16 protein-coding genes are annotated in these 15,328 nt (G+C 47.4%); 13 read left to right on the top strand and 3 right to left on the bottom strand.

The window, feature by feature from the left end; translation table 11 throughout:
- Positions 1 to 17 precede the first annotated feature (17 nt).
- On the bottom strand, positions 18 to 503 hold the full coding sequence (locus WQ57_RS09320; RefSeq protein ID WP_046523484.1) for a GAF domain-containing protein: 486 nt from the start codon (positions 501 to 503) through the stop codon (positions 18 to 20).
- Positions 504 to 693: 190 nt separating this feature from the next.
- Between WQ57_RS09320 and refZ the strand changes: the two genes are divergently transcribed.
- Positions 694 to 1,329, top strand: coding sequence for a forespore capture DNA-binding protein RefZ (refZ, locus tag WQ57_RS09315; RefSeq protein WP_046523483.1), 636 nt, complete (start codon positions 694 to 696; stop codon positions 1,327 to 1,329).
- A 74-nt stretch (positions 1,330 to 1,403) separates the two neighbouring features.
- On the opposite strand, the gene hisJ is transcribed toward refZ, so the two are convergent.
- On the bottom strand, positions 1,404 to 2,222 hold the full coding sequence (hisJ, locus tag WQ57_RS09310; protein WP_046523482.1) for a histidinol-phosphatase HisJ: 819 nt from the start codon (positions 2,220 to 2,222) through the stop codon (positions 1,404 to 1,406).
- Positions 2,223 to 2,422: 200 nt separating this feature from the next.
- Here hisJ and ezrA point away from each other — a divergent pair, with 200 nt between their 5' ends.
- The 6 genes from ezrA to rarD all read left to right on the top strand — a co-directional run bounded on the left by ezrA (position 2,423) and on the right by rarD (position 9,639).
- The gene (gene ezrA / locus WQ57_RS09305; protein ID WP_046523481.1) at positions 2,423 to 4,117 is read left to right on the top strand and encodes a septation ring formation regulator EzrA; all 1,695 of its coding nucleotides are present in this window, start codon (positions 2,423 to 2,425) and stop codon (positions 4,115 to 4,117) included.
- Positions 4,118 to 4,226: 109 nt separating this feature from the next.
- Positions 4,227 to 5,369 carry a cysteine desulfurase family protein gene (locus WQ57_RS09300; RefSeq protein ID WP_046523480.1) on the top strand — a complete coding sequence of 381 codons (1,143 nt, stop codon included), beginning with the start codon at positions 4,227 to 4,229 and terminating at the stop codon, positions 5,367 to 5,369.
- On the top strand, positions 5,370 to 6,578 hold the full coding sequence (gene thiI / locus WQ57_RS09295; protein WP_046523479.1) for a tRNA uracil 4-sulfurtransferase ThiI: 1,209 nt from the start codon (positions 5,370 to 5,372) through the stop codon (positions 6,576 to 6,578). It abuts the gene before it with no gap.
- A gap of 113 nt (positions 6,579 to 6,691) precedes the next feature.
- Entirely contained in the window at positions 6,692 to 6,892 is a 201-nt protein-coding gene (locus WQ57_RS09290; RefSeq protein ID WP_046523478.1) for an alpha/beta-type small acid-soluble spore protein, read from the top strand.
- A 147-nt stretch (positions 6,893 to 7,039) separates the two neighbouring features.
- A complete protein-coding gene (mbcS, locus tag WQ57_RS09285) occupies positions 7,040 to 8,614 on the top strand; it encodes an acyl-CoA synthetase MbcS (protein WP_046523477.1) in 1,575 nt (524 codons plus the stop codon).
- Positions 8,615 to 8,706: 92 nt separating this feature from the next.
- Positions 8,707 to 9,639, top strand: coding sequence for an EamA family transporter RarD (gene rarD, locus WQ57_RS09280; RefSeq protein WP_046523476.1), 933 nt, complete (start codon positions 8,707 to 8,709; stop codon positions 9,637 to 9,639).
- A 43-nt stretch (positions 9,640 to 9,682) separates the two neighbouring features.
- Here the strand turns inward: rarD and WQ57_RS09275 are convergent, their stop codons facing one another.
- Positions 9,683 to 10,483: an NAD kinase gene (locus WQ57_RS09275; protein ID WP_046523475.1), complete on the bottom strand. Its 801-nt coding sequence runs from the start codon at positions 10,481 to 10,483 to the stop codon at positions 9,683 to 9,685.
- A 146-nt stretch (positions 10,484 to 10,629) separates the two neighbouring features.
- On the opposite strand from WQ57_RS09275, the gene sppA reads away from it, so the two are divergent.
- The 6 genes from sppA to WQ57_RS09245 all read left to right on the top strand — a co-directional run bounded on the left by sppA (position 10,630) and on the right by WQ57_RS09245 (position 15,216).
- Positions 10,630 to 11,637, top strand: a complete 1,008-nt coding sequence (sppA, locus tag WQ57_RS09270) for a signal peptide peptidase SppA (RefSeq protein ID WP_046523474.1) — start codon at positions 10,630 to 10,632, stop codon at positions 11,635 to 11,637.
- Positions 11,638 to 11,722: 85 nt separating this feature from the next.
- Positions 11,723 to 12,157 carry an RDD family protein gene (locus tag WQ57_RS09265; protein ID WP_241481512.1) on the top strand — a complete coding sequence of 145 codons (435 nt, stop codon included), beginning with the start codon at positions 11,723 to 11,725 and terminating at the stop codon, positions 12,155 to 12,157.
- 70 nt (positions 12,158 to 12,227) lie between these two features.
- Positions 12,228 to 12,923: a DUF2953 domain-containing protein gene (locus WQ57_RS09260; protein WP_046523472.1), complete on the top strand. Its 696-nt coding sequence runs from the start codon at positions 12,228 to 12,230 to the stop codon at positions 12,921 to 12,923.
- Positions 12,924 to 12,940: 17 nt separating this feature from the next.
- Entirely contained in the window at positions 12,941 to 13,405 is a 465-nt protein-coding gene (gene ytfJ / locus WQ57_RS09255; protein WP_046523471.1) for a GerW family sporulation protein, read from the top strand.
- Positions 13,406 to 13,541: 136 nt separating this feature from the next.
- Positions 13,542 to 14,042, top strand: coding sequence for a thiol peroxidase (tpx, locus tag WQ57_RS09250; protein ID WP_046523470.1), 501 nt, complete (start codon positions 13,542 to 13,544; stop codon positions 14,040 to 14,042).
- Positions 14,043 to 14,229: 187 nt separating this feature from the next.
- Positions 14,230 to 15,216 (top strand): class I SAM-dependent methyltransferase, encoded by a 987-nt coding sequence (locus WQ57_RS09245; protein ID WP_046523469.1) that lies wholly within the window; start codon positions 14,230 to 14,232, stop codon positions 15,214 to 15,216.
- Positions 15,217 to 15,328: the final 112 nt, after the last annotated feature.

Genomic DNA, 15,328 nt, shown 5'->3' with positions numbered 1-15,328 from the left:
TTTTAGTGAATCACAAGTCACCCTTTATATAGGTTCATTAGCAATGAAACAAACTCCTCGAGCATGCGCTGATCCAGTTCATCAAAGCGATCCTTTTCAGGAGAGTCGATATCGAGCACACCCACAAGCTTTCCATTGTCGACCATTGGAATCACGATTTCTGATTGGGAAGCTGCATCGCATGCAATGTGGCCAGGGAACTGGTGGACATCTGCTACCCGGATGGTCTCCATTCTGGAGACCGCAGTGCCGCATACCCCTTTGCCGACAGGAATCCGGACACAAGCGGGTAGTCCCTGGAAAGGACCGAGTACCAATTCCCCGTCTTCCATAAGGTAAAACCCTACCCAGTTGATTCTATCAAGAAATTGATTCAGCAGCGCAGAAGCATTGCTGAAATTGGCAACAGGGTTGGTTTCTCCCTCCAGCAGCGCTTTTAGTTGCTTTAGCAATAATTGATAATTATTTTCGCGGTTAGCGTTGTATGATTCGACCTTAAACATGATAATTCCCCCTTTTCTGCAAAAATGCTCTATCCATTTTACCAAAAAGGAAGGAAAAAGGAAGTAATTTGTCGACAGGTTTTTAAAGGAAAACGGGAAGGCAGCGAGAACTTGTTATGATATAGCTTTTGACGGTGGACGGTCTGGGACTGAATGAGGGGAAGAACAGAAAAAGGCAGGGGTGAAAAGAATGCGGAAAAATTCCAGGGAAGCCATCGTGGAGGCGGCGCTGTTCCTGTTTAACACGAAAGGATACAGCGGGACATCCATTCGGGACATTGCATCCAAGGCAGGAGTGAATCCAGCCAATATCGCCTACCATTTTCAATGTAAGAAAGGGCTGCTCGAGCATTGTTTTACAGCTTATTTTGAACCTTATATTGCGGAATTGGAAAAGGGGTACTCCCTGCTGGATGAAGGAGCGGGATTGTGCCTGAAGCAGATGGTGGAAAACGTGTTAAGATACCAGTGCCAAAATACCCAGCTTACCCGATTGATTCTCAGGGAAATGTCGATCGATTCCCAAATGGTGCGTGAAGTCATGTCAACCTACCACGTCAAAGAACGCTACTATTTTAAGAAAGTGCTGGAAAGAGGGATGAATACCGGAGAGTTCAGGAAACATTCTGTGTCTTTTGCCATCCTGCAGCTTAAAAGCCTGCTTGCGACTCCATTTTTAAATATTCATTATGTAAGTGAAGTCCTTCATATTCAGCCCCATGAAAAATACTTTGCGGACAAATACAGCCGGGAAATTTTCCAGTGGATTGATGGAGCGCTGTGCGGCTCTCCAGCCCTGCCGGAACGAAGGATTGTTTCAATATAGGTAAGCGCAGCTGGAAGCTGTCTGCCTGCAGAGCCCTGCTTCTTTAAAACTAAAAACCGGCAGCCTGCCGGTTTTTAGTTTTTCATATCGCTGCCAGTCTCGTACAGGATCGTCCTGTCAAAGCCCTGGCCCAGTTCCTTTGCCTGGTGGGCGTCGGAGCCGTAGATGAGAGGTATGCCAAGGGCGGCTGCCTTTTCGGCGATGTCCCGTGGAGGATAGGTTTGCCGGCAGAGCGGTTTGGCCGTTCCGGCCCCGTTGTAGTCCAATTCATAGCCATTCTCCTTGACCGCCTTTAAAACCGTATCCAGTTCATTGGTGAAGGCTCTTTCAACAGGATATTTAAGCTGGAACTTGTGAATGAGGGTGATATGTCCGATTCGTTTTGGCTTGTACGGCCCCAGGTCCGAATGGATGGATTTTAAAAGAGTGCGGTAATAATTTTCGTAGATGGCTTCCACAGACCCATACCGCTCCTTCATCTTGCCAAAATGTTCCGGGCTGTAATCGACACAGTCATACCCGGAAGCATCCTTGAGGAAATGGACGGACAGGACGGCATCATCGAGAAAGGGCCCTGCCAGGTTGAGGAACTGTGCCGTTTCTGATTCGTACCCTTCAATGAAATCGACCTCGAGCCCTGCATGAATGGTGATTTTTCCGGCGTATTTCCGCTTGAGGGCGTCTACTTCGGCAAGGTATGCCTCAAGATGATCCTTGTCCATCGCACTGTCGGACTGGGGGACAGGATCGGTAAACCCTTCTGGCAATGGGGCATGCTCGGTGAAAGAGATTTCCTTTATCCCGATGGAAAGGGCTTTTTCGATATAGCTTTCAAAAGAATCTTTTGTTCCGTGAGGGCAAAACCTGCTATGGACATGGCCATCCCTGAACATTGGACCACCTCCTGAATGGCTGGAAATTTTACGAATGGCGTGACATATTATGATGCTTTTCGATAATTTGAACAAAAATATGAATTTACTGGTCAAAAAATGTCGTTTACATGGTATCATAAATACATAAAAAATGACATTTCCTTTTTTATATACATAGGCTACAAACGGATGTTTGCCAAAGACCCAGGGGGATTGAAATGATATATATTTTTGGTGGTATAGGCGTACTGCTCGCTTTTTTTCTAACAGGATATTTCATGAAACGGAAGTACTTTAATGAAGTTGACCGATACGAGGCCTGGAAGATTGAGTTAATGAACCGGCCGGTGCTGGACGAGATGTCCAAGGTAAAGCAATTGAATATGACAGGTCAGACAGAAGAACTTTTTGAGAGATGGCGGAAGGAATGGGACGAAATTGTTACGGTCGAACTGCCAGGCATTGAAGAGCTTTTGTTTGATGCGGAGGAATTTACCGATAAGCTGAGATTCAAAAAAGCGAAAGAAGCGCTGGGGAGTATCGACGAGAAGCTCGAGGAACTTGAAGAAAGAATCAGGAAAATCCTCGAGGAGCTGAATGAACTTGTTGGCAGTGAAGAAAAGAACCGGACCGAAGTGGAGGAGCTGAAGGAGCTTTACCGCCAGAGCCGGAAGGTCCTTCTCGCCCACAGCCACAGCTTCGGGAAAGCTGAAAAAGGGCTCGAGGAACAGCTGAACGGGCTTCTGGAAAAGTTCCAGGAATTTGACGTGAAAACCGAAAGCGGGGATTATCTGGAAGCAAGGGAAATCCTTCTTGGCATCAAGGCAGGCCTTGAAGACATGGGTGTCAAACTGGAAGTGATCCCACAGCTGCTTCATGACTGCAACATCGGACTTCCCGCACAAATCAGCGAATTGAAGGAAGGCTGCCGGGAAATGGCCGAGCAAGGCTATGCCCTTGGACACCTTGGCATTGAAAAAGAACTCGAAGAAATCGGAGCCGGGCTTGCGCAAATCCAGTCAGTGATAGACGATGGGGATGTTGCTGAAACCAGGCAGGGGATGGAGGAGCTGAAGCAGCGAATCGATGGTCTCTTTGACCTTCTTGAAAAAGAGGTCGAGGCCCGCCGGTTTGTCACCGTTCATCAGGGAGAAATGAGAGAACAGCTGATTTTGGCTGCGGATGCAAGCGAAAAGATCCAGGAGGAAATTGAAGCCGTCCAGCAAAGTTATCACCTGCCAAATAAGGAACTTGAGGTTCACTCCAGGGCGGACGAATTGCTCTTTGAGCTGATGAAAAGGTACGAGGTCCTCGCTGCGAGGGTCCTTCAGGGTGAAACAGCATACAGTTTCCTGAGCGAGGAGCTCGCAGGATTGAAGGATGAGATCGAGGAATGCATCGCGGAACAAAAAGAGTTTAAAGAAAAGCTGAATGCCCTCCGGAAGGATGAAATGGCTGCCCGCGATAGTCTAAGGGAGCTGTCGAGGAAGATTACCAGAAGCATGAAGCTGGTTTCCAAGAGCAATTTGCCGGGACTGTCGCAGAATTATAAGTATCTGCTTGAGGATGCTAAAGAAAGCATCCAAAATGTATCCGAAAAGCTGGAGCAAAAACCGCTTGATATACCGACTATCCAGCAGCATCTGGAGATTGCCGAGCTGACGGTGGAAAAGCTGGCCAATACAACAGCGGAAACCGTTGAAAATGTCAGGCTGGCCGAAAGGGTCATCCAGTACGGAAATCGGTACCGCAGTTCCTTCCCGTCGGTTGACAAGGGTTTGAAGGAAGCGGAAGAGCATTTCAGGAATTATGAATATCGCGAGGCGCTCGAGCAGGCTGCTGCAGCGATTGAAGAAGTCGAACCAGGCGCAATGAAGAAGATTGACGAATTGTTTCTTGAAAAACAGCTATAAGGTGAAAGCTTCCAATGTGATTGGAAGCTTTCTTTTATTTTCAAGATTGACTGAATATGTTAAAATTCTTTGTTAGCAAAAAGGCTCGGCATCCAGGGGGGAGAATACCATGATTTATTTTGACAACAGTGCGACGACAAAACCTTATAAAGAAGTATTGGATTCATTCCTGAAGGTCTCTGCCGGCTATTTTGGAAATCCGTCCTCGCTTCACGGAATCGGAGGGCAGGCAGAAAAACTCCTGGGGCAGGCTCGTTCCCAGGTGGCCAGGCTGATGGGCGTGAAAGCGGCAGAAGTTATTTTTACTTCCGGAGGCACGGAAGGCAATAACCTGGCATTAAAAGGGGCAGCTCTAGCCAACCGAGGCCGGGGAAAACATATAATCACTACCCAAATTGAGCATGACTCTGTAGCCAATGCGGCCCGGCAGCTTGAAGAATTGGGTTTTGAAGTAACCTATCTACCTGTCAACAAAGAGGGATTTATCGACACTGCCGCCGTAAATGCGGCCATCAGGGATGACACCATCCTTGTCTCGGTCATCCATACCAATAACGAGGTGGGAACCATCCAGCCTGTGGGGGAAATCGGACAGATGCTGAAGGACTTCCCGAAAGTGCTGTTCCATGTGGATTATGTCCAAGGTGCCGGCAAACTTCCCCTTGATATTTATGGGAGCAATATTGACCTCTGCACCATATCCGGACATAAGTTCCATGGATTGAAGGGGACTGGTGCCCTGTTTGTCAGGGACGGCGTGAAGCTTCTTCCGCTTTTATCAGGTGGGGGCCAGGAAGGGGAACGCCGGAATGGGACTGAAAATGTCGCTGGCATGGTTGCTATGGCCAAGGCTTTGAGGATGTCCTCTGAACGATGGGAAAGAAATATGGGTCTAATAAATGAAATTATGGGGACAATAAAATCCGGATTAGCGGAAATGCCGGAAATCATTATCCATACCCCAGCAGAAAATTCGGCTCCCCACATTTTGAACTTCTCCGTAAAAGGCTTCAAAGCGGAAGTTTTCATCCATGCGCTTGAAGAGAAAGGCATCTATGTGTCTACGACTAGCGCCTGTTCATCAAGAAAGAGCAGACCCAGCAAAACACTGCTCGCAATGGGAGTGCCCGACGGAGTGGCGGAGAGCGCCATCCGGATCAGCCTTTCAGAGGAAAATACTCTTGCTGAAGCCAAGGCAGCGGCAGGAGCCATCAGGGAGACTGTAAAACAATTAGGAGAGGTAATGAAATAAATGATGTATGACCGCATTCTTATACGTTACGGCGAAATTTCGACCAAAGGCCGAAACCGCAATAAATTTATCGATAAGCTCAGAAAGAGTGTAAGGAAGACGCTTGAAGATTTTCCACAAGTGCAAATCGAATCCGACAGGGAACGCATGTATGTCCTGTTGAATGGAGAAGACGGAAGGAAAGTTGCTGAAAGATTAAAAAAGGTATTTGGCATCCAGTCATTCAGCCTTGCCGTCAAGGTTGAAAAGGATCTTGATAAAATGAAGCAGGCGGCGCTCGAGCTGTTCCGCAGCCTTTACAGCGAGGGAAAAACTTTTAAAATCACAGCCAAAAGATCGGATAAAACCTTCGAACTTGACACGAATGAGGTCAACTACGAATTCGGCGGACACTTGCTTAAAAACATTCCCGGATTAAAGGTGGATGTAAGAAACCCGGATATCAACCTGCAAATTGAAATCCGGAAAGAAGCCGTGTATCTGTCAGCGGAAAATATCCTGGGCGCTGCAGGACTTCCTGTTGGTTCAAGCGGGAAAGCCATGCTAATGCTTTCCGGCGGAATCGACAGCCCGGTTGCCGGCTACCTGTCAATGAAAAGAGGCCTTGAGGTCGAGGGAATCCATTTCGCTAGCCCGCCGTTCACGAGTGAGCGGGCACGCCAAAAGGTAGTAGATCTTTCAGCCAAGCTCGCTGAAGTAAGCGGGCACTTTGCCCTTCATATTGTTCCGTTCACCGAAATTCAGCAGGCCATCCATAAGCAGGTTCCCGACAATTATACGATGACGACAACAAGAAGGCTGATGCTGCAAATAGCGGACCGGCTTCGTGAAAAGTTTGGAGGCCTGGCGCTGATTACAGGGGAAAGCCTCGGCCAGGTGGCAAGCCAGACTCTCGAAAGCATGTATGCCATTAATGAGGTGACAAGTACACCAATCCTAAGGCCGCTGATTGCCATGGACAAAACAGAAATCATGAATATTGCCGGAAAAATCGATACACTGGACATCTCAAACCGGCCTTATGAGGACTGCTGCACCGTATTCGTACCGGCCTCTCCGAAAACAAAGCCGAAGCTTGAAAAAGTCAAACATTTTGAAAGCTTCTTTGACTTTGAGCCTTTAATCGAGAAGGCCGTGCAGGAGACAGAAAGGCTCCTGGTCAAACCTGGCGGCGCCGACTCTGGACAGGAAGAAGAGGATTTGTTTTAGGCAGACTGTTTTATACCCTATTTGCTTCCTCTATTGTGAACAATTACCAACAATTAAGCTGAATGAAGGCATGTGATTCTACACACTCTATACTCACAAGGAGGTGAAATCACATGCCAAACAACAATTCAAACAACCTTTTGGTTCCAGGAGTTGAAGAAGCTCTTAACCAAATGAAGTATGAAATTGCTTCTGAATTCGGCGTTAACCTTGGTGCAGAAACAACTTCCCGCGCTAACGGTTCCGTTGGAGGAGAAATCACTAAGCGCCTGGTTTCCATGGCTCAACAGCAAATGAGCGGTTTCTCTCGTTAATAAAAAATAAATAAAATGGCTACAAGGAGCGGGAGCGATCCCGCTCCTTTCTATTTGTCACAACTCCTTCCTATTTAATAATTCAAAAAGTCTAAAAAATCTGTATAATAAAATTAGTTATGATTATTAGTTGATAGGAGGGACTTTATGAACAGGGAGGACCTGATTGCGCCGCAAGTTTACAATCTTATATCCGAAATGGAGCAGTATGCACTAAAGCAGGACAAGGTGGCACTTAAGTGGGAAGATGAAACGGGGGAGAAAAAGGAAGTCACTTACAGCGAGCTTATCAAAAATGCAAATAAAATCGGAAATGTATTCAGTGAGCAGGGGCTTTCAAAAGGAGATGTCGTCCTGGTTGTCATGCCAAGGCTGATTGAAGCGTACCAGGTGTATATTGCCGCATTGAAATCCGGGCTGGTCGTCATTCCAAGCTCTGAAATGCTCCGGACAAAAGATTACCAGTATCGCATTTCGCATGGGGATGTCAAAGCAATTGTCAGCTATCATCCATTTGTTGAGGAGTTTGCACCTATCAAGGAGGCGGCTTCCCTTCTCAAGTTTTCAGTGGGGCAGGAAAAGGATGGATGGCTTAACCTGGATACATTGGCCCAGGAAGCGGATGACCAGTTTGCACTGGCGTCGACGGAAAGGGACGATATGGCGTTTATTTCCTATACCTCGGGAACGACAGGGAATCCGAAGGGCGTTGTACATACACATGGGTGGGCATATGCGCACCTGCGCACAGCAGCCACAAATTGGCTTGGAATCGAAGAAGGAGATACAGTGTGGGCAACGGCCGGACCTGGCTGGCAAAAGTGGATTTGGAGCCCTTTCCTTTCCGTGCTGGGTTCAGGTGCCACAGGTTTTGTCTATCATGGAACATTTGAACCTGTAAAATATTTGGAATTATTGGAAAGCTACCAGGTGAATGTGCTTTGCTGCACACCGACGGAATACAGGCTGATGGCCAAAGTCGAAAGAATTGGCGACTTTAAGCTTCCCGGCCTCCGCAGTGCCGTTTCAGCCGGGGAGCCTTTGAACCGGGAGGTCATTGACACCTTCAGGAAGCATTTCCAGGTGGATGTCCGTGACGGCTATGGACAGACAGAAAATACGCTCCTGGTTGGCGTGACGCAAGGCATGGAGCTGAAACCAGGCTCAATGGGCAAGCCGACGCCAGGAAACAGTGTGGAAATCGTCAGCGAGGACGGTGTCCCATGCGGAGCAGGGGAAGTAGGCGATATTGCGGTCCATATTGATACGCCGGCATTGTTCAAAAATTATTATAAAGATCCGGAACGTACCGCGATGCAATTCAGGGGTGATTATTACATCACCGGGGATAAGGCTAAGAAGGATGAGGACGGCTATTTCTGGTTTGAGGGCAGGGGGGATGATATCATCATCAGCTCTGGATATACAATCGGGCCGTTCGAGGTGGAAGATGCCCTTGTGAAACATCCTGCCGTCCAGGAATGCGCCGTTGTTGCCTCTCCTGACAGTGTGAGAGGGCACATTGTCAAAGCATACATTGTCCTGAAGCCGGGCACGGATGAAACCAATCCGGAGCTTGTGCCGGCATTGCAGGAGCATGTGAAAGTGTTGACAGCTCCTTATAAATATCCGAGGAAGATTGAATTTGTAAAGGAGCTTCCTAAGACGACATCAGGGAAAATCCGGCGCGTCGAACTCCGCAAAAAGGAATTGGGCGTATAAAAAACCTAGTGAGGAAAAAAAGGATTGCCAATCCGTCGGCTCCCCCGCTATAATGAACATATTTCGAGTTTAGAAATATCGGGGGTGCAGTGATGGCAAATCGGACGGAGCAGCAAGATGGGATTCTCTATGCCGCTTTTTCCTATATATTATGGGGAATCCTCCCTGTTTACTGGAAGTTTCTGGACCATGTCAAGGCTGAAGAAATCCTGGCAAACAGGGTGGCATGGTCTTTTGCTTTTATGATTGGAATCTTGCTGGTGTCAAAAAAATGGACGCTATTTGCCGGGTCCATCCGGGGCTTTGCCCAAAATAAACGGCAGATGCTGGCGCTTGGTGCGGCGGCCATCCTGATCAGCATCAATTGGTTCGTCTATATATGGTCGGTCAATTCAGGACAGATGGTGGAAGCGAGCCTGGGGTATTACATAAACCCGCTCGTCTCGGTCCTTTTGGGCGTCGTCTTTTTCAAGGAAAAACTTTCAGGTGCCCAAGTACTTTCTTTTTCATTGGCTGCGGCGGGCGTGCTGATTATGACTGTTTCATACGGCAGCTTCCCATGGATTGCCATGACCCTTGCCGTTTCATTCGGACTTTATGGAATGGCCAAAAAGTGGATCAGGATGGATTCGGAAGTCGGCCTTGCGCTGGAAACCATGGTGGTCACACCGCTGGCATTAATTTATATGGCCGTGTTGTTTACCGAAGGAAGCAGTACGCTTCTAAGCGGTTCCCTGTCGACTAGTTTGCTATTGGCTGGTTCCGGGGCGGCGACGGCAGTTCCCCTGCTGTTTTTTGCCAAAGGGGCGCAAAGGATACCGCTATCGACGCTTGGTTTTCTCCAGTACATCGCTCCGACATTGACGTTGATCCTTGGGGTGTTTATTTACGGGGAGCACTTCTCCAAAACAGACCTTTTAGCTTTTACCTTCATCTGGGGGGCTTTGACCATCTACTCTCTTTCAAGGACGAAGCTTGCTGCTTCAATTGAATGGAAGTGGCGCAAGGAAAAGACACAGGCATAAAATATGTATCATGCAAAAAAGCCCATTTAGGGCTTTTTTTGCTTTATAGGAAGGTGCGCTTTACCTTTTCCCAGAAAGAATTATCCTTCAGCTTGACTGTTTTGATCACTTTCCCGCTCAATTTAACATCAATACTTTCTACATGCTGGATGCTGAGCGCTTCATTGTCCATTCCCATGATTGGGTAGTCGTTTCCGTCCTGGACGACTTTCAATGAAAGCTTCCGGTCGCCGGAAAGAATAAAGGAGGATCCAAGTGTCCTGTACAGATTGTTGTTAACAGAGGCGACTTCGCTTACTTGCATACAAGGCAGCAAGGGATCCACCACCGATCCATTGACCGAGCGGTTATACCCTGTGCTGCCGGTTGGCGTGGCTACAACCATCCCATCCCCTCTAAAGGTTTCAAAATGCAAGTCATCGATAAAGATATCCATGACAATGGCTTTAATGATTGAAGAGCGGAGGCTGAACTCGTTCAGGCAGCTGAAGGAAGTTTCGCCATCAACATTAACCTCGATAGTAGGATAGCGCCTTACTTCCACATTGTCGGTCGTAATGGCTTCAATGATTTTGGAAGTATCCTGGGAATGGAAATCGCAATACATGGTCAATTTAGGGGAAGTGGATATTCCGGCATAAAGGCAGTCCTCCCGGAATCCCGTTTTTCGGACGGCCTGGAGAAAGGTGTCATCATCTCCCACGGAGACAATGATATTGGCCTTCGTGTAGTCCTTTTCCAGGGTGAAATCATATCTTTTGGCCAAATCATACAATGGGGCAACTTTCTCCTTCATTTCTGCATCGGGCTTATGGTAAAAATAAAGATTGCGGCGATTAGGCATGATGATTCCTCCATAAAATTTGTCATGTCTTGGTATAATCTTACCCCTTTTTTAACACCTTTTGCTAAAATAGGGAGGATTAATATTAGTTTACCATTTTTTCGGGATTGAAAAAAATGAAACACTAATGAGAAGGAGGAAACAGGATGAATGGAAAAAGATGGGCGGCATTAGGTATTGCCGTTGTTTTGTTTGTTGTATCAACGGTTGTGAATTTAATGTCTTCCTTTGCTTTTTCGGAAGCGGAAACAGCCTTGACCGATCTGTTTGGCTCCGGTAATGACACCATGCTTGAGGAAGTTCTGGAAGAAGGGGATGGAAATAACAAAATTGCTGTCCTGTCCATTAACGGGGTCATCCAGGATACAGGCACACCAGGATCCATTTTTGAAACGGCCGGATATCATCATCGGGGATTCATGAAACAGCTGGACTATGCGAAGGAGGATAAAAGTGTCAAGGCGATTATCCTCAGAGTGAACACTCCTGGGGGAGGCGTGGTGGAAAGCGCCGAAATTCATGATAAGATTATTGAAATCCAGGAAGCCGGGAAGCCGGTCTATATCTCGATGGGCTCCATGGCCGCATCAGGGGGATATTACATCGCGGCTCCCGCAGAAAAGATTTATGCGAGCCGTGAGACACTGACAGGATCACTGGGAGTGATCATGCAGGGAATCAACTACTCAGGGCTGGCAGAAAAGTATGGTGTGGAATTCATGACCATTAAAAGCGGGCCTTATAAAGACATCATGAGCGGTTCAAGAGAGATGACGGAAGATGAACGCGAAATCCTGCAGGAAATGATCAACAATTCGTATGAGGGCTTTGTCGAGGTCATTTCCAATGGCCGCGGAATGAGTGTTGAAGAAGTCAAAAAACTGGCGGATGGGCGAATCTATGATGGACGCCAGGCGAAGGACCTGAACTTGATTGACGGCTTCGGCCATTTCGACGATGTTGTCTCAGCCTTGAAAGAAGATAAGAAACTGGGAAATGCCCAGGTTGTCCAATACTCTGAAAACATCGGTTTCCGCTCGCTCTTTGGAGTAAGCGCCCAAAAGATAATGGGCAAGGATTTGGAACTGGCCGGCATGATGAAGCTGTTGTCAGAGCCAAATTCGCCGAGGCTCATGTATTTATATGCTGAATAAGGGAGGCGAGGAAATGACCACACATGACCAAGAAGCAGGTTTGGAAGAAACGGGGCAGCATTCCGGAGAAGGCCGCAGCCATGGAATGCACTCTATAGTGCCTGTCAGCCGCTACGCCGGATTTTGGATGAGGTTCTGGGCCTATCTGCTGGACCTGGTGGTAATAGGCAGCCTCAACCGGCTGATTGTTTTCCCGGTCTTCCGTGCACTTGGGCTGCCTGTGGCGGAATCGGGCATGTTTGCACCGGCGGCCATCGTGACGGCCATTGTTTTTTACTTGTACTTTGTGCTGATGACAAAATACTTCGGACAGACCTTGGGCAAGATGGTATTTGGATTGAGGGTGGTGGATTTAAAAGGAGAACCTCTATCTTGGGGAACCGTGTTATTCCGTGAGTGGATAGGCCGCTTCATCTCCTCCACTCTGGTGATTGCCTATTTGATTGTTGCATTTTTACCCAAAAAACAGGGACTGCATGATTTGTTCGCTGGTACATCCGTTGTCCATGAAAACTCCTAAACCTGCCTCTGGCAGGTTTATTTTTTTTTGCGATAGGCCATAATGGTAGGCTGAAAGGTTGTGAAACAGTGTGAATTGGCTGCTGCTGATGCTGCTATTCCTGATCCTGCTCCTGATTTTAATAATGTTCTCCAAGGCAAGTGTCCATATCGATTTTTACCATGGGAACGATAACGACCACCTGAAGGTTGTGGTAAGGGCTCTAGGAGGATTGATTACCCTCCGTAAAGAGATTCCCATGATAAAGGTTGATGAGGACAGCCCTTCTGTTGTCATTTCGGAAGAAACGAAAACGGGCCCCAACGAAACAACAAAAGCGCAGGGCGAACGCAGTTTTGATAAGGCAGACCTGCTTGACTCCCTGGACGATATAAAGGCGCTTATTGAGCATGTAGTCGGACTTCATACTCATGTTAGAAAACTCCTGGCCAAAGTAAAAATTAAAAAACTGGAATGGCACACGAATGTTGGCATAGGAGACGCTGCATCGACCGCAATAGCATGCGGCGCGATTTGGTCTGTTAAAGGAGGAATCCTCGCCATTCTCAGTCATTATATGAGGCTTGTCGCAAGCCCGGTAGTGACGGTCACCCCGAATTTTCAAAGATCAACTTCGCAAATCCTTTTGAAGTGTATGTTTCAAATTACAATGGGGCATGCTATTTGGGCAGGAATAAAACTAGTGAAATATTGGAAGGGCGGAATGCCGGAGTTTAAAACCAAGCCGCTTGCGGTCCTTTCTAATAATAATGCAAACTCGATTTAATAAGGAGGAAGTTGCGCATGTCAGAACATCCGATTCAAGGACTTATGACCACAGCCATGGAAAATCTCAAGGAAATGATTGATGTTAATACCATTATTGGGGACCCAGTTGAAACTCCTGATGGCAGTGTGATTATGACGGTCTCCAAAGTGGGCTTTGGGTTTGCGGCAGGGGGCAGCGAATTCACCCTGGAAAATGGCGGCTCAGAAAAGCATCCATTTGGCGGCGGAAGCGGCGGCGGTGTTTCCATTACTCCTATCGCATTTTTGATTGTCAGTTCCCAGGGAGTCAGGATGCTCCATCTTGATGAGAATACCCACCTGATTGAAAAAATCCTTGATGCGGCGCCACAGGCAGTGGAAAAAATTCAAAAAATGATGTCCAAGGGGAGCGGCGGCAATAATGAAGGCGGCCAGAAAGACAATCTTCAGCCAACCAACCCAGGCAAATATGACGGACCAAAAGAAGACCTGGAAATGTAGGTTCAACCTGGGAAAGTTAACTGACCGCAAGGAAGGTTAACTTTTTATTTGCCTTTGAAGCGTTCTATTATTTGAATAATTTTCATTTACAGGATATATTTACACTGTACATAAAATGGACCAGGAGGATGAGGATATGGCAAATATTACTTTCAAGGGGAACAAGGTTACTTTGCTTGGAAATGAAGTCAAAGTCGGAGAAAAGGCACCGAATTTCAGTGTTCTGGCAAACGACCTATCTGCTGTTACACTTGATGATTCGAAAGGCTCCGTACGTCTGATCAGCGTTGTGCCTTCACTTGATACGGGCGTATGCGATGCGCAGACCCGCCGTTTTAACGAAGAAGCGAACAAGCTGGACAACGTGAAAATCTTGACAATCTCTGTGGACCTTCCGTTTGCACAGAAGCGCTGGTGCGGAGCTAACGGAGTGGAAAACGTACAAACTCTTTCCGACCACCGCGATCTTTCTTTCGGGGAAGCATTTGGAGTGGCCATTCAGGAACTTCGCCTTCTTGCACGTGCCGTCTTTGTCGTTGATTCCAATGACCAGGTGACTTATGCAGAATACGTGAGCGAAGCAACAAACCACCCGGACTATGAAGCAGCCATCGAAGCAGCGAAGCAAGCAAAATAAAGAAACCTAATGTGGGATATAAGCCCAGCCCAACATGAAAGCCGCAGACCCTTCTGCGGCTTTCATCGTTCTTGATAACAAGCCATTCGGGCTCCAACAGCCTCGTTCTTTCTCCCGAGTCCAACTGCTTGTGGCATGGAAAAAACAAAGGTAAAATATACACTGATGAAAGACCAGGAGGAAAACAATGAACATAGAACCAGTCGAAAAGCTGTTCACGATGTTTAATGTGACAGCCGATTTATTAAAAGATGAATTATCTTGTACATACCTTGAAGCACTAGCCGAAACCGGGGAAAATCTGTTTCACGGCAAGGTCATGCAGGAAGAAATCAGTGAGTGGACAAGAAAAAGGCTCGAAAAGCTTTATGGTGATGTGAGTCTGTCCGGCCGCTCCAAAGAAGAAATAAGAAAAGGATTCCAGCTGGCCATCCTGAAGGGCATGCAGGAAAATGTACAAGCCCATCATCAGATGACCCCTGATTCGGTCGGATTGTTTATGGGTTATCTTATAACGAAATTTATAAATAAACAGGCATTCCGCCTTCTTGATCCTGCGGTGGGAACGGGAAACCTTTTATCGACCGTGCTCAATCAGCAGGGAGATAAAGCGATAGATTCAACGGGGATTGAAATCGACGATGTGCTGATCAGGCTGGCCTATGTGAATGCCAACCTGCTGGAGCATGAAGTCGAGCTGTTCAACCAGGACGCCCTTGAACCGTTATTTATTGACCCGGTGGATGCAGTCGTTTGTGACCTCCCGGTTGGATATTACCCCAACGATCTCCGGGCGTCGGAATTTGAGGTGAAAGCCGAAAGCGGCCATACATACGCCCACCATCTGTTCATCGAGCAAAGCACCCGCCATGTGAAGGAAGGAGGCTATATGTTCTTTGTCATTCCAAACGGCCTCTTTGAAAGTGAGCAGGCCGGCAGCCTGCGAAGCCTGATACAGAACCATCTGAACATCCAGGGGATCATTCAGCTTCCAAAAACCATGTTTAAAAACGAGCAGGCAGCAAAGAGCATTTTGATTCTCCAGAAAAAGGCAGAAGGATTGATGCCGCCAAAACAGGCCCTGCTGGTTGATTTGCCCAAGCTGTCGGATGGCCCCGCCATGAGCAGAATCCTTGGGAAAATTGATGAATGGTTTGCGGAAAACAAAAAATAGCGGAGTGTGCGGTCATTCGCGCGGAAAGGAAGCTCATCTGCCAGAACCCAAAACAATAATTATTCCTGAAAACTGGGCCAAAGCCTTCACTTTGACCCAGTTTTTTTATGAA

Source organism: Mesobacillus campisalis (genome assembly GCF_000986785.1).
Classification (GTDB): Bacteria; Bacillota; Bacilli; order Bacillales; family Cytobacillaceae; genus Mesobacillus_B; species Mesobacillus_B campisalis.
This window is presented reverse-complemented; position numbering and strand designations above follow the sequence as displayed.

What these genes read in the sequence shown, in the direction of transcription:
- WQ57_RS09320 (WP_046523484.1), bottom strand. Translation starts at nt 503, where the DNA reads ATGTTTAAGGTCGAATCATACAACGCTAACCGCGAAAATAATTATCAA.
- refZ (WP_046523483.1), top strand. Translation starts at nt 694, where the DNA reads ATGCGGAAAAATTCCAGGGAAGCCATCGTGGAGGCGGCGCTGTTCCTG.
- hisJ (WP_046523482.1), bottom strand. Translation starts at nt 2,222, where the DNA reads ATGTTCAGGGATGGCCATGTCCATAGCAGGTTTTGCCCTCACGGAACA.
- ezrA (WP_046523481.1), top strand. Translation starts at nt 2,423, where the DNA reads ATGATATATATTTTTGGTGGTATAGGCGTACTGCTCGCTTTTTTTCTA.
- WQ57_RS09300 (WP_046523480.1), top strand. Translation starts at nt 4,227, where the DNA reads ATGATTTATTTTGACAACAGTGCGACGACAAAACCTTATAAAGAAGTA.
- thiI (WP_046523479.1), top strand. Translation starts at nt 5,370, where the DNA reads ATGATGTATGACCGCATTCTTATACGTTACGGCGAAATTTCGACCAAA.
- WQ57_RS09290 (WP_046523478.1), top strand. Translation starts at nt 6,692, where the DNA reads ATGCCAAACAACAATTCAAACAACCTTTTGGTTCCAGGAGTTGAAGAA.
- mbcS (WP_046523477.1), top strand. Translation starts at nt 7,040, where the DNA reads ATGAACAGGGAGGACCTGATTGCGCCGCAAGTTTACAATCTTATATCC.
- rarD (WP_046523476.1), top strand. Translation starts at nt 8,707, where the DNA reads ATGGCAAATCGGACGGAGCAGCAAGATGGGATTCTCTATGCCGCTTTT.
- WQ57_RS09275 (WP_046523475.1), bottom strand. Translation starts at nt 10,483, where the DNA reads ATGCCTAATCGCCGCAATCTTTATTTTTACCATAAGCCCGATGCAGAA.
- sppA (WP_046523474.1), top strand. Translation starts at nt 10,630, where the DNA reads ATGAATGGAAAAAGATGGGCGGCATTAGGTATTGCCGTTGTTTTGTTT.
- WQ57_RS09265 (WP_241481512.1), top strand. Translation starts at nt 11,723, where the DNA reads ATGCACTCTATAGTGCCTGTCAGCCGCTACGCCGGATTTTGGATGAGG.
- ytfJ (WP_046523471.1), top strand. Translation starts at nt 12,941, where the DNA reads ATGTCAGAACATCCGATTCAAGGACTTATGACCACAGCCATGGAAAAT.
- tpx (WP_046523470.1), top strand. Translation starts at nt 13,542, where the DNA reads ATGGCAAATATTACTTTCAAGGGGAACAAGGTTACTTTGCTTGGAAAT.
- WQ57_RS09245 (WP_046523469.1), top strand. Translation starts at nt 14,230, where the DNA reads ATGAACATAGAACCAGTCGAAAAGCTGTTCACGATGTTTAATGTGACA.